The sequence below is a fragment of the Pediococcus acidilactici DSM 20284 genome (genome assembly GCF_000146325.1).
GTDB classification, from domain to species: domain Bacteria; phylum Bacillota; class Bacilli; order Lactobacillales; family Lactobacillaceae; genus Pediococcus; species Pediococcus acidilactici.
In genome coordinates this window covers 1,600,156-1,619,702 of sequence record NZ_GL397067.1, presented here as the reverse complement: position 1 = coordinate 1,619,702, position 19,547 = coordinate 1,600,156, and the positions used below count along the sequence as shown (strand labels likewise).

At 42.2% G+C, this 19,547-nt stretch carries 21 protein-coding genes, 1 other RNA gene, 1 pseudogene and 1 riboswitch; of the genes and pseudogenes, 19 read left to right on the top strand and 4 right to left on the bottom strand.

The genetic code is table 11. The features are described 5' to 3' along the window. Window positions 1-79: 79 nt before the first annotated feature. The gene (locus HMPREF0623_RS07755) at window positions 80-310 is read right to left on the bottom strand and encodes an excisionase family DNA-binding protein (RefSeq protein ID WP_004166620.1); all 231 of its coding nucleotides are present in this window, start codon (window positions 308-310) and stop codon (window positions 80-82) included. A 383-nt stretch (window positions 311-693) separates the two neighbouring features. Here HMPREF0623_RS07755 and HMPREF0623_RS07750 point away from each other — a divergent pair, with 383 nt between their 5' ends. Beyond that, window positions 694-1,848, top strand: coding sequence for a site-specific integrase (locus HMPREF0623_RS07750; protein WP_036671415.1), 1,155 nt, complete (start codon window positions 694-696; stop codon window positions 1,846-1,848). A 213-nt stretch (window positions 1,849-2,061) separates the two neighbouring features. Here the strand turns inward: HMPREF0623_RS07750 and ssrA are convergent. Together ssrA and HMPREF0623_RS09675 are read right to left on the bottom strand one after the other, a co-directional pair. Next, window positions 2,062-2,430: a transfer-messenger RNA gene (ssrA, locus tag HMPREF0623_RS09480) on the bottom strand. A 39-nt stretch (window positions 2,431-2,469) separates the two neighbouring features. After that, window positions 2,470-2,616 (bottom strand): hypothetical protein, encoded by a 147-nt coding sequence (locus tag HMPREF0623_RS09675; protein WP_002831223.1) that lies wholly within the window; start codon window positions 2,614-2,616, stop codon window positions 2,470-2,472. A gap of 123 nt (window positions 2,617-2,739) precedes the next feature. Here HMPREF0623_RS09675 and HMPREF0623_RS07745 point away from each other — a divergent pair, with 123 nt between their 5' ends. The 3 genes from HMPREF0623_RS07745 to HMPREF0623_RS07735 all read left to right on the top strand — a co-directional run bounded on the left by HMPREF0623_RS07745 (window position 2,740) and on the right by HMPREF0623_RS07735 (window position 5,335). Beyond that, window positions 2,740-3,552, top strand: a complete 813-nt coding sequence (locus HMPREF0623_RS07745; protein WP_002829847.1) for a LicD family protein — start codon at window positions 2,740-2,742, stop codon at window positions 3,550-3,552. 24 nt (window positions 3,553-3,576) lie between these two features. Beyond that, window positions 3,577-4,362 (top strand): TMEM175 family protein, encoded by a 786-nt coding sequence (locus tag HMPREF0623_RS07740; RefSeq protein ID WP_004166616.1) that lies wholly within the window; start codon window positions 3,577-3,579, stop codon window positions 4,360-4,362. Window positions 4,363-4,735: 373 nt separating this feature from the next. Continuing rightward, on the top strand, window positions 4,736-5,335 hold the full coding sequence (locus tag HMPREF0623_RS07735; RefSeq protein ID WP_002829843.1) for a lytic polysaccharide monooxygenase auxiliary activity family 9 protein: 600 nt from the start codon (window positions 4,736-4,738) through the stop codon (window positions 5,333-5,335). Window positions 5,336-5,658: 323 nt separating this feature from the next. Here HMPREF0623_RS07735 and HMPREF0623_RS07730 read toward each other — a convergent pair whose 3' ends face one another. Then, entirely contained in the window at window positions 5,659-5,883 is a 225-nt protein-coding gene (locus HMPREF0623_RS07730) for a CsbD family protein (protein WP_002829841.1), read from the bottom strand. 143 nt (window positions 5,884-6,026) lie between these two features. Beyond that, window positions 6,027-6,132: riboswitch (TPP riboswitch) on the top strand. Window positions 6,133-6,277: 145 nt separating this feature from the next. Between HMPREF0623_RS07730 and thiM the strand changes: the two genes are divergently transcribed. The 15 genes and pseudogenes from thiM to HMPREF0623_RS09270 all read left to right on the top strand — a co-directional run bounded on the left by thiM (window position 6,278) and on the right by HMPREF0623_RS09270 (window position 19,472). Further along, the gene (gene thiM / locus HMPREF0623_RS07725) at window positions 6,278-7,072 is read left to right on the top strand and encodes a hydroxyethylthiazole kinase (RefSeq protein WP_002831226.1); all 795 of its coding nucleotides are present in this window, start codon (window positions 6,278-6,280) and stop codon (window positions 7,070-7,072) included. After that, window positions 7,069-7,899, top strand: a complete 831-nt coding sequence (gene thiD, locus HMPREF0623_RS07720; protein WP_004166615.1) for a bifunctional hydroxymethylpyrimidine kinase/phosphomethylpyrimidine kinase — start codon at window positions 7,069-7,071, stop codon at window positions 7,897-7,899. Before thiM ends, thiD begins: the two co-directional genes overlap by 4 nt. Next, entirely contained in the window at window positions 7,889-8,569 is a 681-nt protein-coding gene (gene thiE / locus HMPREF0623_RS07715; RefSeq protein ID WP_004166614.1) for a thiamine phosphate synthase, read from the top strand. The genes thiD and thiE overlap by 11 nt, the downstream gene beginning before the upstream one ends. After that, window positions 8,551-9,228, top strand: a complete 678-nt coding sequence (gene tenA, locus HMPREF0623_RS07710) for a thiaminase II (RefSeq protein ID WP_004166611.1) — start codon at window positions 8,551-8,553, stop codon at window positions 9,226-9,228. Before thiE ends, tenA begins: the two co-directional genes overlap by 19 nt. 500 nt (window positions 9,229-9,728) lie before the next feature. Continuing rightward, window positions 9,729-11,483, top strand: a complete 1,755-nt coding sequence (recQ, locus tag HMPREF0623_RS07705; protein ID WP_004166608.1) for a DNA helicase RecQ — start codon at window positions 9,729-9,731, stop codon at window positions 11,481-11,483. A gap of 136 nt (window positions 11,484-11,619) precedes the next feature. Continuing rightward, window positions 11,620-12,333, top strand: coding sequence for a matrixin family metalloprotease (locus HMPREF0623_RS07700; protein WP_004166607.1), 714 nt, complete (start codon window positions 11,620-11,622; stop codon window positions 12,331-12,333). Window positions 12,334-12,659: 326 nt separating this feature from the next. Continuing rightward, a complete protein-coding gene (locus tag HMPREF0623_RS07695) occupies window positions 12,660-13,781 on the top strand; it encodes a serine hydrolase domain-containing protein (protein ID WP_004166606.1) in 1,122 nt (373 codons plus the stop codon). Window positions 13,782-13,796: 15 nt separating this feature from the next. Next, on the top strand, window positions 13,797-14,579 hold the full coding sequence (locus tag HMPREF0623_RS07690) for a YveK family protein (RefSeq protein ID WP_002831236.1): 783 nt from the start codon (window positions 13,797-13,799) through the stop codon (window positions 14,577-14,579). Window positions 14,580-14,588: 9 nt separating this feature from the next. Further along, window positions 14,589-15,335, top strand: coding sequence for a CpsD/CapB family tyrosine-protein kinase (locus HMPREF0623_RS07685; protein WP_002831237.1), 747 nt, complete (start codon window positions 14,589-14,591; stop codon window positions 15,333-15,335). Window positions 15,336-15,337: 2 nt separating this feature from the next. Continuing rightward, window positions 15,338-16,126: a tyrosine-protein phosphatase gene (locus HMPREF0623_RS07680; protein ID WP_002829826.1), complete on the top strand. Its 789-nt coding sequence runs from the start codon at window positions 15,338-15,340 to the stop codon at window positions 16,124-16,126. A 10-nt stretch (window positions 16,127-16,136) separates the two neighbouring features. Next, window positions 16,137-16,769, top strand: a complete 633-nt coding sequence (locus HMPREF0623_RS07675; protein ID WP_004166605.1) for a sugar transferase — start codon at window positions 16,137-16,139, stop codon at window positions 16,767-16,769. A 3-nt stretch (window positions 16,770-16,772) separates the two neighbouring features. Further along, window positions 16,773-17,552: a DUF4422 domain-containing protein gene (locus HMPREF0623_RS07670; protein ID WP_004166604.1), complete on the top strand. Its 780-nt coding sequence runs from the start codon at window positions 16,773-16,775 to the stop codon at window positions 17,550-17,552. Between the two features lie 70 nt (window positions 17,553-17,622). Continuing rightward, window positions 17,623-18,477, top strand: coding sequence for a beta-1,6-N-acetylglucosaminyltransferase (locus HMPREF0623_RS07665; protein WP_210726752.1), 855 nt, complete (start codon window positions 17,623-17,625; stop codon window positions 18,475-18,477). 12 nt (window positions 18,478-18,489) lie between these two features. After that, window positions 18,490-18,845, top strand: a pseudogene (locus HMPREF0623_RS09735) (stealth family protein); the annotation flags it as partial. A gap of 138 nt (window positions 18,846-18,983) precedes the next feature. After that, window positions 18,984-19,472, top strand: coding sequence for a hypothetical protein (locus tag HMPREF0623_RS09270; RefSeq protein WP_211204375.1), 489 nt, complete (start codon window positions 18,984-18,986; stop codon window positions 19,470-19,472). Window positions 19,473-19,547: the final 75 nt, after the last annotated feature.

Here is a 19,547-nt window from a genome sequence, read left to right as displayed (position 1 = left end):
TATTTACTCCTTAAATTTTTTATACTTAGTTAAATAATTTTTATTCTTAAATAAGCCTCGCAAGCGTATTTTTTATTAATTAAATGATTTTATTCTTCAGGTATTCATCGATGGCTAAACGGTCAAAGCGTAGAACACCTCCAATCTGCACGGCGGGCAATCCTTCGGCAATAGCCTTCTGGAAAGTTCTGTAGCATATTCCCATATATTTGCACGCCTCTTTCTTGTTCATGTAGCGAGGAGCTGGGTTAAACATAATTGATAGTTGTTCCATTAATTCCTTATTTTCAGTTACTTGGGTTAATTCCATATTGATATCCTCCAATTAATTTTTAAGCCACTATTACGTGACTATGTATGATGCGCCTTATATAGGGTGTGAAAAGAGTTTCAAGTAAAAAATATTAAAAAATACCTTTACACTACTAATATGTATAAAAAAACGAGAAAATGCCAAGAAAATACAAAAAAGATCAATCAGATACATTTCTATGCCTCTGCAGATAATATGTATAAAAAAAAGAAATCTCACAAACAAATTGTGAAATCTCTTAAATTTATTTTTTGAGTTGCCTAAACAAAGATTTAAATGTAACATGTAGCTGTTGCAGGTCTGACTCTGCAACACGGGAGGTCATCCCAATATTTTCAAAAAATGTGAGCCTCGCAAGCAACACAGGAGCGAAAATAAAAATGGCAAAAATTAAAAAATATACAACAAAAACAGGAAAAATTAGATATGAATTTCAGGTGTACGCGGGAGTTGACTCTCTAACCGGGCGCCAAAAGACCACTAGGAGACGTGGCTTTAAGACGAGGAAAGAAGCCTCCATCGTATTGAGTAGATTAGAATTGGAAATCGAAAAAAGAGGACTACAGGAGGATGAGAGACGCTTTTTCAGGGATGTTTGCGCGGAGTGGATGGAACAGTACCGTTTGACCGTACGTGAGTCAACGCTAGAGAAGACTCAACGTATTATTCGCGTCCATGTTCTACCAGCTTTTGGGGATATGCTTATTGATCAAGTCACACCCAACGTGTGCCAGAGGGTTGTTAATAAGTGGTTTCTGGAAGCAAAATCCTATAAGAAATGGCTGAATTACGCTTCGATGATTTTTGATTACGCGCTTAGGGCTGAGTACGTGGGGCGGAATCCTTGCACGCTAGTAACAATGCCACGAGTACAGGAACAGGCAGGCGAAAAGTTAGAAAACTTCTGGACCAGAGACGAACTGAATACCTTTTTCGATTACGTGACTCCCGAAAGAGACGTAGAACAATTCACGATGTTCAGGGTGTTGGCTTATTCTGGTATCAGAAAAGGGGAATTACTAGCGCTAACGTGGAAGGATATCAACTTTGAGGACAATACGTTGCGGGTCAATAAGACCCTAACGCAGGGATTAGGTGGGAAGCTAATCGTACAACCTCCGAAGAGTAGGGCTGGACGCCGTACAATCGACTTGGATGACAGTACCATGCGATACCTCAGGCAATGGAAGGGTGTTCAACGCGAGACTTTTCTGGGGATGGGCTTCAATACTAACAATGTTGATCAGTTAGTATTTGCTAGCAATAGAAATCATTTTCGCTCCATGAATACCCCCACCAAATGGCTTAATAAAGCTATTAAAGCCACGGGACTCAAACACATCTCAATTCACGGGTTTAGGCACACACACGCCTCACTACTGTATCAGTCTGGAGTAGGTCTTAAGGAGACTCAACAGAGATTGGGACACTCAAGAGCAGACAGTAGCGTTACGCTCGACGTGTACACTCATACGACAGAACAACAGAATGTAGCAGCTTTGCAGAGGTTTGAAAATTACGTTGAGGCCAAATAACTAAAATTGGCTAAGCTTTATAGAATTTTTGTAAAAAATAAGTGCTTTAAACCTTGCCATAATAGGAATAAGTACCAAAAAAATTGGCTAAGCTTTTGGCTAAGTTTTAGGTCAATTCTGTGCAATTTTAAGCAAAACATGAATATTTAGAAGTACAAAAAAATCCCGTCATATCAACGTTTTAACGCTGTATACAACGGGAAGGAATAGCAAAAATGGAGTCGGCGGGAGTCGAACCCGCGTCCAAGCATGTCGCCACTGTAACCTCTACATTCATATCCATACTATTTAAATTCACGAATTAAGCTGCCGTATGTCAGGGCCTCATTAAAACGCTAGTCTGTAAATCCTCTTCTTAAGCATCCAGGCCAATCCTTAAGCGCAAGTCCACTCTTTTTGAGACCCGTTACTAGCCCGTGGACGAGACTAGGCGGATCACGCTAAGCTACTGTTTAGGCAGCTAAAGCGTAAGAATTGTTATTATTTTTTGCAGTTATAATTAAACTGAACGTTTTTACGTAGACGTAACCTACGAAATGCAGTTACAGTTCGACCCATACCTGTCGAATCCATAACGACCCCGAAATCATGTTACATAAATATTATAACATACGTTCTATTTTACCGACGTTTCTTGTCATTTTCAATCGGAATGGGGCGGTAAGCCAATTGTTGGCCCTGCAAGTTGCGTAAAAGGCGTTCAACTAATTCTGAATTCTGTAAATTCTTCAATAGATAACCTAAAAGATTGTTTTGTGTTGGTTTCATAAAAACTCCCTCCCGTCTGCCATTATCATATTACATTCCCCAAAAAAATCAAACTTCTTTGCCTATTGCTTAACCAATCCTTAAATGTAACAATTATTCTAGAAGATGAAAGGAAGGGACGCCATGAGCCAAATTGAAGAACTGCATCGGGTGCAGTTGCAGATGTTACAAGTGGTTACGAACATTTGCGATAAATATGATATTAAATATATGCTAATTGGCGGCACGTTATTGGGTGCAATTCGACACGATGGATTTATTCCGTGGGACGACGATGTCGACTTGGGAATGACCCGGGAAAATTATGATAAATTTGCAACCGTGGCGCCGGTTGAGTTCCAACATAACCATTACTTTATGCAAACTGCGGATACGGATCCTAATTTTGCGTTTAGTTATATGAAAATTTTAGATACCAATACTTATATTGAAGAAAAAAACAACGTCAACGACGCGCGGAAGGGAATCTTTATCGACATTTTCCCGTTTGATAAGGTTCCTCGTCAACCCGAAATTCGCCAAGCGGTTTATAACCGGTTCAAAATCGCGGATACGGCAATCTTACTGCGGCTTGGGTACAACGTCATTAAGACGCCGTTTCGTAAGGATCCTAAGGACAAGAGCTTGGACCTCTTCATGAGCGTCGCAAAGCTAAAGGAACGGCGGGAAAACATCATGCGGTTGTATAATCACGAGCCGTTTCACCATTATAAGAATTATGCTTCCCAATATGCCTACGATAAAGAGGTTCTGAGCCAGCGGGAGCTCACCGAGTTAACCAAGCATAAGTTTGAAAATCTTGAGGTTGCCATTCCCAAGCATTATGATAAAATTTTAACCCGCATGTACGGAGACTACATGGAGCTGCCTCCAGAAAAAAATCGCGTGGCAAAGCACATCGACGTTGTGATCATCGATGGCAAGCACGTGGAATAGGGATGAAAAGAGCAATTGAAAAAAATGAAGGAACGAATGGATGCGTTTAGTGATGCGGTAATCGCCATTATCATTACTATCATGGTGTTGGAGCTGCCGTTACCGCAACACGATGCGTTAAGTGAATATTTACAATTCGGGAAAAGCATTGGCATTTTCTTTATTAGTTTTTGTTTCGTAGCCAACATTTGGTACCAACACGCCATGTTGTTCAAGGATAGTGACACCATGAACGATCGCGTTTTCGTTAAGGAGTTTACCTTTTTGGCGTTCTTAAGCTTGACGCCAATTTTTACCAAAGTCATTATTTATGACACTAATCGGACTACCGTAATGGCGTATGGGGTGTTGACCATGATCGTCAGCATCCTGTTTATGTGGCTCAGTTATGAAGTTATCAAACAAAAGTACACTAGCCACCACGAAATGAGACAAATTTTCCATAAGATTTATGATAACCACAACAACTTTCTTGGCTTCGCGAGCGTGCTAATTTTAGTGTTAGCCTATTTCTATCCGAAGTGGGCCGTAGTTATCTACTTGGCAATTCCGGTCTTTTCGTTTGTGGTCACCCGGCATGATTACACGGACTTCCAAGACGTTACGGAACTTCCGGAAGCCGAACAGGATCAGTTCTTGAGTGCGAATAACGTTGATTTGCATGATTTAAGGAAGAAACAACGCGAAATCATGAAGAAATATCGGGGACACGGTCGCAAACGCAACGATCCCGAACTTCAAGCCGAGTTACGCAAGCTGTTTCAAAGCTATCCTGACTTAGCCAAACGAAATCGCCATCAGCGCGAGTAATATGGAAATAACTAAAAGTCTGTTAAATTTTAATTTTCACTGGGTAACCAAAACAAGGACGTTTACCAAGTTTTGGTTACCCATTTTTTGTGCCTTGATTTATGAGCTGTCGATCGTGGAGATTGCATAAGAGCTGTCCAACTAGGATGGTGAACTTAGCTTTATAAAAGTGTATCGGATGTGAAATGTGAGGGATTTAAAGCTTTCTTTATCCTGGAAAGATTTTTAAAGGACATTATTATGTAGGGGAACGAGTCTGATCGGCATCAACTACGAAGGCCGTTAACGAATACCGGCATTTTATTTGTGTAAGCGTTTTTGTAGAACAGATTTTTTTATCATGTTATCTTATAGACATAAGGAGGGATGTATTATGGTAAAGTCAAGTAACCGATTTATTCGTTACGTTTTAGTTGTTGCTAGTATTGTAGTTGTTGTGTTAGGATTAGGCGCAATCAAGGCTTCTGCCCACGGATTTGTTACTAATCCTGGTGGTCGAGCCTATTTAGGAAGCAGCCAGTTTCCTGGTAAACCATTGAACGAAAATATTGGTCCGGTAATGTACGAACCGCAAAGCATCGAAGCACCGAAAAATACCTTTATCGATGGTAAAATTGCGAGTGCGGGGATTTCCAAGTTTTCTCAATTAGACGAGCAAACTGCCGATCGTTGGTACAAGACCCCAATTAAGAGTGGGCCACTTGATGTTACCTGGCATCTAACCGCTCCTCACAGTACAAGTACGTGGGATTACTACATTACCAAACCAGGCTGGGACCCGAACAAACCGTTAAAATTCAGTGATTTCAAGAAAATTGCTAGTTTTGATGATCACGGGGCAACCCCAGGAACCGAAGTAACGCACAAGGTCAACATTCCGGACCAAAAAGGATACCACGTGATCCTAAGCGTATGGAATATTGCTAATACAGCAAATGCCTTTTATCAAGTTTCAGACGTTAATATTCAATAATTCATGGAAGATGTTACAAACAGTGGGACCAAAGTCGGATAGTTTGTGAGCATTAATAAAACCCCATTAATCATGGTTTAGGTGATTGATGGGGATTTTGTTATGTTGGAGTAAACCAATTCCTTAGTGCGGTTGATTCTATCATTCTAAATATTTTAACCGTTTTTTATTCGAGGGATTGAGTACAATTAGAAAAAACGCTTCATTAAAATGTATGTAGAAAATTGAATTGGGAGAAGAGACTCTAGAATGATGGGCTGGTAGGAATTAGTTTCCAGCTATGTGATTAGGCCAAACAAAAAACCGCAAGCGCGGTTTTTTAATTATTCGTGATCTTTATCGTCTTTCTTGTCTAACTTGTCCTTTAATTCTTCCATTGCGCCGGCAGCGGAATCCTTTACGTCAGCAAGTTTGTCTTTAACTTTGCCCGCCATGTTTTGCGCTTTGCCTTTGCTTTCTTCCTTCTTGTCGCCAGTTAACTTACCAGCACCTTCGTGTACTTTACCTGCAACTTTGTCCTTAGTGTTTTCCATTCTGTCTTTATCCATAAATATTATCCCCCTTTGAATATTTTTGGTACATCTTTATTTTAGCAGGGGGCGCCCTTAAAAGTGAATTTATATGCTCACGGACTTGTGCAAGGGAGTTAAAAGGCGTATTATGAAACCGAATTCATATTCAAATAAAATAATATCTACACTAGGGGTGTTCGTAGAAGAACTGAGATGCGCTTGTGCAGCGTGATCCCTTTGAACCTGTAAGTTGATACTTGCGAAGGAAAGTGTTTATTGGGCGAAAACCATCCTTCTCAAGGGTGGTTTTTTTGTTGGTTGCCGATGGAGGATGTTAGTAAACGCGGTCGTCAATCTGCAGCGATAGTTCGCTAGTAGCGACCGCCTTCGGTACACTACTTGGTGGAGATATGAATGAGGAGCTGATCAAATGGATTTACAAGGAATTAAGCGAATTCGGGAGGTTAACCCAGTGGTGGTTAACTACGCCAATTTTGTGACCCCGTTTTTAGTAGCGAACGGGTTAAACGCGGTGGGGGCTTCCCCAATTATGAGCGAAGAGGAAAGCGAAGCCGAAGAACTGGTCCGCTTGGCGTCCGCGGTGACCATTAACCTTGGAGCGGTACGTCGAGAAGGCTGGGCAGACATCGAAACGTTGTGCCAAGCGGCTAACGACCAACAAAAACCGCTCGTTTTGGATCCGGTAGCGGTCGGGGCAACTCAGTACCGGCAGCAATTAAACTTCCGGTTGTTGAAAAAGTATCAGTTCGACGTAATTCGTGGTAATTTAGGCGAAATTGCGGTATTAGCGGGAATTGATTGGCAAACCCGCGGAATTGACGCGGGAAACGGCGAAGGGGACGCACATCAAGTGGTGAAAGCTTGCGCACAAAAGTACCATAACGTGGTGATCGCGAGTGGGGCAACCGACTACATTAGTGATGGAACCCGGGTGGTCGAGATTCACAACCAAACCCGACTTTTGCCGGCGGTGGTGGGTTCGGGAGATTTACTTTCGAGTTTAGCAGCCGCGTTTTGTGCAGTCGGACCGAACCCGTTGCAGGCGGCGATTAACGCAAGCTTGACCTTGTCGTGCGCCGGTGAACGGATTACCGAAAAATTGCACGACCAGTATTTGCCAGGAAGTTTTTTGAGCGGGCTGATGGATGAATTAGCAAACATCACGGTTGCCCAAGTTGAAGAAAGAATGAAAGTTGAGGAATGATTAGCATGGATACAAAAAAGCCAGCGCAAGTTTTAACGATTGCCGGAACGGATAGCGGCGGAGGAGCTGGAATTCAAGCGGATTTGAAAACGATGCAGGAACGCCAGGTTTTTGGAACCTGCGTAGTGGTCGCGGTGACCGCTCAAAATACGCTTGGAGTGACCGACGTGGCGGTGATGCCGCGCCACATTATCGACCACCAGTTTGCGGCGCTGGCCGAAGATTTAGATATTAAAGCTGCGAAAACGGGGATGCTGGCTAATTCGGCAGTTGTTGACGCGGTTGTGGAAAACTATCAAAAGTATGATTTTGGACCTTTAGTGGTGGATCCAGTGATGATTGCAAAGGGCGGTGCGAAACTACTGAGCGACGAAGCCATCGAAGCGGTGCGGACCCGGTTGTTGCCACTGGCTTACCTAATTACCCCAAACCTCCCCGAAGCTGAAAAATTAGCGGGGATGCCAATTAAAAATAACGCAGATGCCAAAGTGGCTGCTGCGCGATTGCAGGAACTGGGCGCACAAAACGTCTTGATTAAGGGTGGTCATTTTAGTGATTCAGCAGAAAGTCGCGATTACGTTCTGTTCGCGGACGGTAGCGAGTTAGAGTTAGCTAGTCCTCGTTATGAAACCAACAACACTCACGGTACTGGCGACACGATTTCATCAGTGATCGTGTCGGAAATTGCGAAGGGCAAATCTTTAAAACAAGCCCTGCAAATTGGCAAAGCCTTTATTAACGCCGCGATTAGTGACGGAATTCAGGTGGGGCACGGGCACGGCCCGTTGAACCACTGGGCATATCGGGAGGTTGAAAATGAAATTTAATCCAACAATGCTACAAGCCTACTTTATTGCCGGCACCCAGGACGTGGCTAGCAAGACGGACTTCTTACCGACGGTGGAACGAATCGTGCAAGCTGGCGCCACCGCTTTTCAATTTCGCAACAAAGGAGCGGTGAAAACCGCTAGTCGTGACGAAGTAGTCGAACTAGCCCGGGCTTGTCACCAGATTACCCAGAAATATCAGATACCGTTGTTTATTGATGACGACGTAGATTTAGCGTTGGCCGTGGGGGCGGAGGGGATTCACGTCGGACAAAAAGACGAACGGATTACCTCAGTCTTAGAACGAGTCGGCGACCGAATGATCGTGGGGCTTTCGTGCAATACCGCGGCACAGATCACCGCTGCCAACCAGTTGAACGGCGTAGACTACTTGGGAACCGGAACCGTCTACGAAACTAACTCCAAAGCCGATGCTGGGAATGCCCTAGGAGTGGATAAATTACGTGAATTAGTCCAGATGAGTAAATTTCCGGTAGTTGCGATCGGTGGTATTACACTGAAACGGGTTGCTGAAACGGTGGCAACTGGCGCGGCCGGAATTGCGGCCATCAGCATGTTTATTCAAATGACCGATCCTGCTCAGCAAATTGCTGAAATTAAAGCCACGATCGCTCAAGTAGGAGGTGTAGCATGTTCTCCGAAGAAATAAAGCAAGCTGCCCAACCAATTTTACACGACATTCAACAGCATCCGTTTGTGCAGGGGATTCAGGCGGGCAAAGTTCCAAGCACAGCCTTAGCGGTTTACGTGGAGCAGGATACCTGTTTTTTGAACGCCTTTGCGAAGGTTTTTGCCGGTGCGTTGGTGAAAAGTCAAACCACGGAACGGATGCGTTTTTTCAGCGAACAAATTCAATATTCGCTTGCGGATGAGTCGGCGGCCCACCAGATTTTGTGTGACATCGCCGGTATTGAATTAACCGAACACCAGCACGCTGAACCCCGGCCATTAACCGCGTTGTACACGGAGCATTTATTCACGGCGGTTCGCGAAGGGGATTTGTTAGACATCGCGGCGGTCGTGTTGCCGTGCCCGTGGACCTACAATGAAATTAGTCGAGCGATTGTGGAAAACGCCGCACCCGACAACCCCTTCTTGTCGTGGATTGAATTCTACCAGGGTGACGAAGAAGGTACTGGCGACGATTCGGTTACCCAGCTATTTGCGATGCTGGACGAGGCCGCGCCTAAATTAAGTGCCCAACGCAAAGAAGAAATTACCCACCGCTTTTTGCGTAGTTGTGAATTAGAGTATGATTTTTGGGAACAGGCGTATTCGCAAAAGGATTGGAAGTATCAGTGGAAATAAAAAGACTTTAAGACTAGCATACTTCAAAATGAAGGCGGAAATCATGCGTGGCGGATTTCCGCTTTTTTGGTGGGGTGTGTTCTCTGCGACATAGCCAAAATGAACTCCAGCCACCAATCTTCTCCGGTTAGTCCAATTTTGGAATCAACCGCCCAACCCGCGATTAATTCCAAAATTAAACTAATCCTCAAAGATTACCCAGTGGCTTCCGTTCTCTCAATCGAAAACGAGTTTCAGCCCTCAAGGCTCTGCGGTTAACCCAAACCAGGCCTTAATCGCCAAACCCACGTTTAATGGCTGGATTACGCTCCTTCTCTGCAATATGGCCAAAATGAACTCCAGCCCCTAGCTTATTCCGGTTAGCCAAAGCCAGTAATCAAGCACCAAGACCGTGCTTAATCACTAGCTTCTGCTAATCCTCACAAGCTACCCAGGGGCTTCCGTTCTCTAATCTTTCATACTATACTTAACTACTATCAACAAAAAGAAAGAGGCATTCGATGGATCCACAAACCGTTTTAAAATCTAACTTTGGCTACGATACCTTTCGTCCGGGGCAAGCGCGCGTCATTGACGCCGTGCTTCACCGGCAAAACGTCTTGGCAATCATGCCCACCGGGGGCGGCAAGTCGCTTTGCTACCAAATTCCGGCCCTCATGCAATCGGGACTGACCCTCGTGGTTTCACCGCTCATTTCGCTAATGAAGGATCAGGTCGATACCTTGGTGGACAACGGCATTCCCGCAACCTTCATTAATAGTACGTTAGATTACATGGAAATTAACGAACGCTTTGCGGCCGCACGTAATCGACAGGTGAAATTGTTGTACATTTCGCCAGAACGGTTAGATTCCGATTACTTTGACCAGCTGGCTTCCTTACCGATCGATCTATTGGCAATTGACGAGGCCCACTGTATTTCGCAATGGGGCCATGATTTTCGACCTAGTTACCTAAACCTAACTGACCTAGTGCAACATTTGCCAACGCGACCGACGATCATTGCGCTGACGGCGACGGCGACTCCGCGGGTGGCCTCGGATATCAAGGAACGTTTAGGAATTACCGAACAGGTTCAAACTGGCTTTGCGCGCGAAAACTTGGCGTTTAAAGTGGTTAAGAACCAGGATAGCGACCGCTTCTTAATGGACTACCTCAAGTTAAACCAGGACCAGTCCGGAATCATCTACGCCAGCACGGTTAAGGAAGTGGAGCGCCTTCATCGAATTTTAACTAAGAAAAAGTTCAACGTGACGATGTATCACGGACAACTTAGTAAGGTGGAACGGCGCCAGAACCAAGAGGACTTCCTTTTCGACCGGGTGCCGGTGATGATTGCCACCAACGCGTTTGGAATGGGAATTGACAAGAGTAACGTTCGTTTTGTTATCCATGATCAGATTCCTGGCAGCATTGAAGCGTACTACCAAGAAGCGGGACGCGCCGGTCGGGACGGGCTGCCTAGTGAAGCAATCCTGCTATATAAGTTGCGAGACGTGCAAATTCAACATTATTACATTGAAAGTTCAGAACGGGACGAGGAAAGTAAGGAAGTCGAATACCAGAAGCTCCAGGCAATGAGTCAGTACGGCAACACCCAGATGTGTTTGCAACGCTACATTTTAAATTACTTCCATGAAGATGGTCTGGACTGTGGATACTGCGGGAACTGTTTAGACACTCGTGAAGCGCAAGACATCACCGTTGAAACCCAACAAGTTTTGTCGTGCATGCACCGGATGGGCGAGCGGTTTGGGAAAGAAATGGTGGCGCTCGTATTGACCGGTTCGCAAAACCAGCGCGTCAAGCAGTTTCATTTTGAAAAGTTATCGACGTACGGTCTAATGAAGCAAAAGACTAAAAAGCAGGTTACCGAGTTAATCGATTACCTAGTTGCTTCGGGAATAATCGCGATGGAAGGCGGCCAATATCCCGTCTTGAAAAATACTGCGGCCGGACTAGATATTTTGCGTGGTAAGCAGCGGGTAACCCGCAAAGTGGCGATCAGAGCTGAAAAATCATTGCCAACTAATGACGCCTTGTTTGAAGAGTTGCGTCAGTTGCGACGTGATTTAGCCGAAGAACAACACGTTCCGCCATTTGTAATCTTTTCTGATAAAACCCTCCGTGACATGTGCGCGGTGCTTCCGGAAACGTTGGATGAAATGTTAGACGTTAAGGGGATTGGGGAAAATAAATTAGCCAAGTATGGCGAACAGTTCCTCAAAGTATTGCAAAATTACCAAGAAGCTTAGTTTTTTATAAAGGTGAGGCAATTTTTGGTTAGTTAGGACCTAAATCGTTTTAAAATACAAGAAGGTAAAAATCTTCAATCGGATTGGAAAGCGATGCGTTATTTAACTTAAACTAATCGCGCTAGGAGGATGCTTTTTGCGTTTTAGAACATTTTGGGGATGGCTTTTGATTTTCGGGATTGCGGCGTGGTTGATTAAAAATGACGTGGTAACAATTCCCGCCGGCGTTCAGCAAACCTTCCGTACGGGAATTAATAAAGTGGCGACCAGCTTAGATTCGGTGATTGATTCCAACTGGAACTTTAACCAGAATAAAGCGACTAAGGCGGATCAAACGAGTGGAAAAGCAACCCCGGTTGAGTCGGTGGTGAAGGGGAAGAATTTGTCGAAGACCTATTACTACAGTTTTGCGCCGAATACACCAGAAAACGTTCAGAAGGTCTTTCAACAAGCAATTAAGCAGTATAACCAAACGGGAATCGTAGACCTGGAACCCGGGCCGATGCATAATTGGCTTAACCACGTGACGCTAGGCGTTTACCAAAAGGCCATGCCAGAAAACCAAGACCGGACTATTGAACTAGGGGTGGGCGGCCCCGACGTGATTGAACAACAGGGGGTCGTCAGCCGGATTGCTAACCATGCCTCGGCAAAATTAAACACTTATTACGACCGCTCGATTTCTCAATCGGTCGCGCTTCACGAGTTGGGACATGCGTTAGGGTTAGACCATAGCCAAAGCTTGACCTCAATCATGTATCCCATTGACCGGGGACAACAAGGCTTAAGTGAAGAAGACTTGAACGGCTTGCGCTCGATTTATGGGAAGCAAACGGATGAAAACGAGTAGGTCACAAGAAAATTCTAAGAGACTTAACCCCTGATTTAAAAGGTTTTTTGCGCAATCGATAAACGACTGGATATGTTCTTCCAGTCGTTTTTTGTGTATAATGGCTATCGTTGTCTAAGTTAGCTTAAGGAGTAGGTTGTGAGGTGCTAAGTGAGCTAGGTTAAGACGGCAAATGCGCACTTTATTTTTGTTACAAAAGATTACAGCGGAGTTACAAAACTAAGTAAATTAAGTGACATTGTACCCGACTGGGTGCGATTAAGTTGAAACTTACCCTGTTAAATGATAGATTAAATTGTGACTTATTGAAAATGGAGAGATACTGTATGAAAAAAACGCTAACGTGGTTAGGGGTTACAGTAGGGTCTTTAGTCGTCTTCGCGGGCGCCGGCTTTGGGTTGACCTTAGTCAATAAGGATTCTCTAGCTACGCACTTTATCGAAAAGTACACGGGGTCAAAATCCGACTCCGCAAGTAGTTCAGGTACCACATCATCTTCGTCCGATTTGCTTAAAGTATCGAAGAGCTCTAACCTCGATTCGATTTTAAACAACGGCGAGTATAATGGTTCAGCAGCATTAAATACAGGTAAGAAAATTCTCGTTAGTTCGCGTGGCTACGGCAACCACGCAAATAAAATTACGATGACGCGAGATAGTCGTTTTGTGATGGGGAAAATACAAGACGTGGTTAATAACGCGGTCATCATGCACTTGATTGACACTGGCAAGGTGAAGTTAAACGACAAACTGTCGAAGTACGATAAGGACGTTGCCGGTGCGGACTTGATCACCGTTAAGGAAGTCATGAATCAGACTTCGGGGCTGTCAGCTTCTGACTTTTCGGCGAACGGCGCGGCAAAGGACTTGATTAAGAAGATCAACGCGGACGCTGCGTACGATTCAGCAAGTGAAGGTACATATTCGGATTCAAGAGTTAATACTATTTTACAAACAGCAATTATTCAAAAGGCGACCGGCCAAAGTTACCGGTCGGTCATTCAAGACTTGCTGGATCAGCTCGAACTTGAGCAAACTACGTTTGGTTTGAAGAACAAGACGGTTGACTACTACGAAAGTAGCGACTCGCTCAATGGTACGAAAGTTTCGTTAGACGACTTGGACACTAAAGCAATCAACCGCCTTGGTAAAGATCAGCTAGTTAGTTCGCCTAGCGACATGGCGCAGCTCTTCAATTATCTCTTCAATAGTGATTACGTTGCTCCTGCGACCTTGGACAAAGTTTTCAAGAATGCTAAGGGCGGCCACGCAGCGGGCTTTGCAGTCGATGGCGATTCATTAAGCCTGGCTCAATCAATTGCGGGCGGACGTAACCGCGTGGAATGGAACTTGAAGGACCAAACGGGAACCTTCCTATTTAGTAATTACGTTAATGGGGAAGATAATCTCGCAACAATTTCAACAAATATGTTTGACTACTTAAGATAACTTTCGGAGGATTTCATGGAAACTGCAGAAACACAACAGATTAGTATTGGCCAAATCTTAGCCATACTTCGAAAACATATTGGATTAATTTTTGCTAGCACGTTTATTATTACTTTATTGGCTGCGCTAATGACGTTCTTTGTAATGACGCCTAAGTACAGCGCAACTACTCAAATCTTGGTTAATCGGAAGCTGTCGGATGACATGGCGGGCGCACAATTACAACAAACCCAAGCCGACGTGCAAATGATTAATACATATAAAGATATTATTACTAGCCCAACGGTTCTACGTGAAGCGGACGAAAAATTAACCGGTCTTCCGGGTTACAAGAGCGGCGTTGATAACCTAAAAAGCTCCATTTCAATCAGTAGTCAACAAAACTCCCAAGTTTTCTCGATTAATGCCAAAAGCACTAACCCGAATACGGCAGCTAAGATGGCAAACGAAACTGCTAAGGTCTTTAAGCGTAAAGTGGTAAAGATCATGAGCATCAACAACGTTTCGATTGTTTCTAAAGCCGCTCCAGACGATGATCCGGTTAGTCCACGGACGAAGCTTAACATCGCAGCTGGAATCGTAATTGGTTTCTTGCTCGGAGTTGGATTGGCGTTCTTACGTGAATTTAGCGACCGGACGGTTACTTCAGAAGAATTCCTTACTGAGGAACTCGGTTTGAAGGGGCTTGGAATTATTAGCGAAATTGACGAGAACGAAATTCGGCGGAAAATTGCGCCTAAGATTGGCGGAAATAAGCGTCGTGATGATGGCGAAACTAGAATGCGCAGAAGGGTCTAGGTGATAAGCATGTTTTTTAAGAAGAAACCAAAGTTAGATAATGAAAGTCTAAAAAACGGGGTCGGATTGATTACCTATAATGATCCTACTTCCACAATTGCTGAACAATTCCGGACGGTGCGGACGAACATCCAATTCTCGTCAGTGGATAAGCAATTAAAATCGATCGTCTTTACCTCCTCAGCACCATCTGAAGGGAAATCGACCGTCAGCAACAACGTGGCGGTAACTTGGGCTGACCAAGGTAAAAGTGTTCTAATCGTCGACGCGGATATGCGCCGCCCAACCGTGCACCGGACTTTCCGGACCAGCAACGCGATCGGTTTAAGTAACCTATTGGCTGGAACGGGTAGTTTGGATGATGCAATTCACAGTACGGTAGTAGAAAATCTTTCCGTAATGCCTAGTGGGCCAATTCCACCTAACCCATCTGAACTTTTAGGTTCACCTAAGATGGTTAACCTTTTAGGGGTGCTCACTACTAAGTTTGACTTAGTTATTATCGATGCACCGCCCGTTAATACGGTTACCGACGCACAAGTTTTGGCTGCACGTGCGGACGGGACTGTTTTAGTAGTGCCCCAAGGAATCGCGGACAAAGCGGGCGTTCGGCACGCTAAACAAATGCTCGAAACGGTTCAGGCAAACATTTTGGGGGCCATTTTGAACCGGGCATCTGCTGAAAAATCAACGGGTTACTATGGTGGTTATTACGGTGGCTACTATGGTGGTTATTATGGAACGGATGATAAGTAATCATGGGCTTAATTGATCTACATTGTCACATTTTGCCAGGGGTTGACGACGGTGCGAAAGACCTACCGATGGCGCTCGACATGGCGCGCGAAGCGGTTAAGCAAGGAATTTCACACATTTTATTAACGCCGCATCACATGGACGGAATGTACACCAATCATAAAAAAGACGTTATTGCTAAAACAAATGCTTTTCAAGCTGAATTAGACAAAGCGGGAATTCCCTTGACGGTCTTTCCCGGCCAAGAAGTGCATTTGACTGGTGAATTGTTAGACGCAATTGACCAAGACGACATCTTATTTATGGATGAAGCGGGTAAGTATCTGTTGCTTGAATTTCCGCACAGCGGAATTCCAGAGTACGCAGAAGACATGGTCTTTGAGCTAATTGCCCGGGGCATCACTCCGGTGCTGGCCCATCCTGAACGAAATCACGGATTTCAAAAAAATCCGGATCGGTTATACGATTTTATCGAAATGGGTTGCTTGTCGCAACTGACCAGCAGCAGCTACCTGGGCGTGTTTGGCAATCACGTCGAAGAGCTGACGCAACGCTTCATTGACGCTAACTTAGGTTTTATCTTTGCGTCCGACGCCCATAATTTTAAGGGACGCCGGTTCTTAATGCGGGACGCATTTAATAAGTTAACGAAGAAAACTACTGAAAGAAAGGCAACAAGTTTTAACTACAATGCAAAGGCAATCGTAAATGGGGACTCGATTGCTACGGACGATATCCTGCACGTATCGGAAGTTAAAAAAAGAAAGAAAAAAAGATTCTGGTTATTTTAAGGAGAAGAAAATGTCCCAAACAAAAACTAATAATTCTTATCTGATTACGAAACGACTAATCGATATTGTTTTATCTGGACTCGCTCTTATACTGCTAAGTCCAGTTTTTGTTGTGGTCTACATTTTAAATCAAACGGATAAAAGTGATCGTGGACCACTCTTTTATAAACAGTATCGGATGGGTCTACATGGTGAAAAATTCGGAATGTATAAATTTCGTTCAATGGTTGTTGATGCAGATAAAAAGCTACGCGCCGATAAAGAACTTTATAAAAAATACGTTGCAAATAATTACAAGCTAGAACCAGCTGATGATCCCCGAATCACCAAAATTGGAGCTTTTTTACGGAAGACTTCTATTGATGAAATTCCTCAATTCATTAATGTTTTAAAGGGAGACATGAGTTTGGTGGGTCCACGCCCGGTAATTGAAGCTGAATTAGTTGAATATGATGCAGAAAAGCTATTATCAGTAAAGCCAGGCGCAATGGGCCTGTGGCAAGCTAGTGGACGCAGCGAAATTGGATACCCTGAACGAGCAGAGATTGAAATGGAATACATCGACAATGCTAGTTTGGGATTTGATTTTAAAATTATGTTTATGAATTTAGTTAACATCTTTAAAGGAAAGGGTGCCTATTAATTAATGGATGTCAAGATTATGGTGGCGGCTCACAAAGAGTTTCCAATGCCAAAAGAACGGGAACTATATCTACCTGTGTTAGTAGGTGCTAAAAGAAATTACAAACCTGGGATTGGTTACCAACGGGATGATGATGGAGAAAACATTTCCGAGAAAAATCCTAATTATAATGAATTAACAGCTATTTACTGGGCGTGGAAAAATTTAGACGCCGATGCGGTTGGACTAGTACACTATCGTCGTTTTCTAAGTAAGAAAAGGAAAAGAGATTTAGAAAATATCCTTAACAAACGGGAAGTTGAAGAGTTATTAGCTAAGACTCCTATTATCTTACCAAAAAAGAGAAAATATTATATTGAAACTAATTACTCACATTACATTCATGCACATCATCGGGAACCAATCGATGTTACTAGAAAAGTGATTGTAGACAAGTATCCAGAATATTTAGATGCGTTTGACCAAATGATGAAACGCACTTCAGCACATATGTTTAATATGTTTGTAATGAAGAAAGAATTGTTTGATGAATATGCATCGTGGTTGTTTGATATTTTAACGCAAGTTGAAAAACAAATTGATATTTCAGAATATTCTGTACAAGAAGCAAGAGTGTTTGGGTACTTGGCGGAACGGTTAATGGATGTGTGGATTTTAACCAATGGTTTTAAATACACTGAAGTTAATTGGATTCAACTCGGTGATCGAAAAATCATGGCTAAAATCTTTTATTTTTTAAAGAGGAAGTTCATGAGAGGTTCAAACAAAGTTACTCATTTTTAATTTCAACATAAATTATTAGCAATTAGTATCTAAGGAAAGAGTGTGCATAGTGAGACAAGCGTTCTTAATAATGACTAAGGAGATTAATCCCCAACTTCATAACCTAATTAATGCTTTAGATAGCAAAAATCATACATTTTTTTTACATGTGGATAAGAAAAGTGGAGCATTCAATGGAGATATTTTAAAAAAAAGTGCAAAGAAATCTGAAGTTGTTTTTGTACCGAGAATTAATGTAACTTGGGGCGGTTTTTCAATTGTTCAAGTAGAATTAAATCTATTAAAAGCAGCTTATGAGTATGGTAAATTTGGACATTATCATTTGCTTTCTGGAGAAGATTTTCCAGTGAAAACAAATAAGCAGATTGACGATTTTTTTGAAAAAAATAAGGACACTAACTTTTTGGAAATTAGCCAAAGAATACCAAAACAAAATCAAGACAGATTTAAGTTAAGATATGAGCAGTTTCATTTTTTGCAAGATAAGTTCATTGGGCAAAAGCATAATATTTTTAAGTATATTGACTTTGCGAGTTGTTATTTACAAAGATATGTAGGAATTAATCGTACTAGAAAAATAAAAATACAGTCTGGAGCACAGTGGTTTAGTATTAATCAGGAATTAGTTGGCTATATCATTGGTCACGAAAATTGGATTATTAAACAGTTTAGAAATACTTATTGTCCAGATGAAGCTTTTATACAGACATTAATTGCGAATAGTACGTTTATGAAAACTATCTCCAATATGGGAAATTTGAGGTTTGTTGAGTTTTATTGGAAAGCAGAACATAATTTTACACCAAGATATTTGACAGAATCAGATTTTGATTTGATAGATAAAAATAACTATTTTTTTGCAAGAAAGTTTAATGTGGAAGTATCAACAAGACTCTTAAATTTATTAAAGAATACGCAAGGTTAGGAGGTAACCATATTGGCAGATATTGACTTTGTAGTTACATGGGTTGATTTTGACGATCCTAAATGGCGTTCGAAATATACAAAGTATAAACCAGGCAATACGTCCACTATGAATAATAGTACACGTTATAAGGATTATGGAACTTTCAAGTATTGGTTCAGATCCGTAGAAAAATATGCCCCTTGGGTTAGAAATATTTTTCTAATAACTGATGATCAAGTACCAGAATGGTTGAATACCAAAAATAAAAAATAAAATTAATTAATCATTCAGAATATATTGATAAAAAGTTTCTTCCAACGTTCAATTCTAATGTTATTGAATTAAATATAGGAAATATAAAGGAGTTATCCAATCAATTCGTTTTATTTAATGATGACTGTTTTTTAAATGATTTTGTCTCGGAAGAAGATTTTTTTAGAAATGGACTACCAGTAGACATGGGAACCTTCCAACCTTTGATACCGGACTCGGAATTTTCTCATATTGTACTTAATGATATGGTATTGATAAATGAATGGTTTAAGAAAAAAGACATTTTAAAGAAGAATTTTAAAAAATATTTTTCTTTAAAATATGGCGTAAGGCGATTGATATCTGCCGCAACCACTTTGCCGTTTAATGAGTTAGTAGGTTTCTATGATGGCCATTTGCCTACTCCATATTTAAAAAAAACTTACACGGAAGTTGTTGAAAAAGCGGCAAAGCAGGTTCAAAAAACCAATGAAAACAATTTTAGAAAGAGCTCTGATATAAATCATTGGCTGATACGTTATTACGAATATTGTACAGGAAAATTTATACCAAGAAATAGTGATTTTGGATGTTTTTTTGAGCTAAGTGATTACAAGAAATTCAGGTCATCCATTGAACAATCGAAGCATAAGATGGTATGTATTAACGATATTGATGATGAAATAGCAGAAAGGGGAAAGGAAGTGCTCAGAGAGAGTTTGGCTAAAAAATTCCCCCAAAAATCTAGCTTTGAAATTTAGTCTCAGAATCAAAATGAAAGATTATTTTATTAGATAAACATAGTTTTATTTTTAATAAATATTAAGGAAATAAAT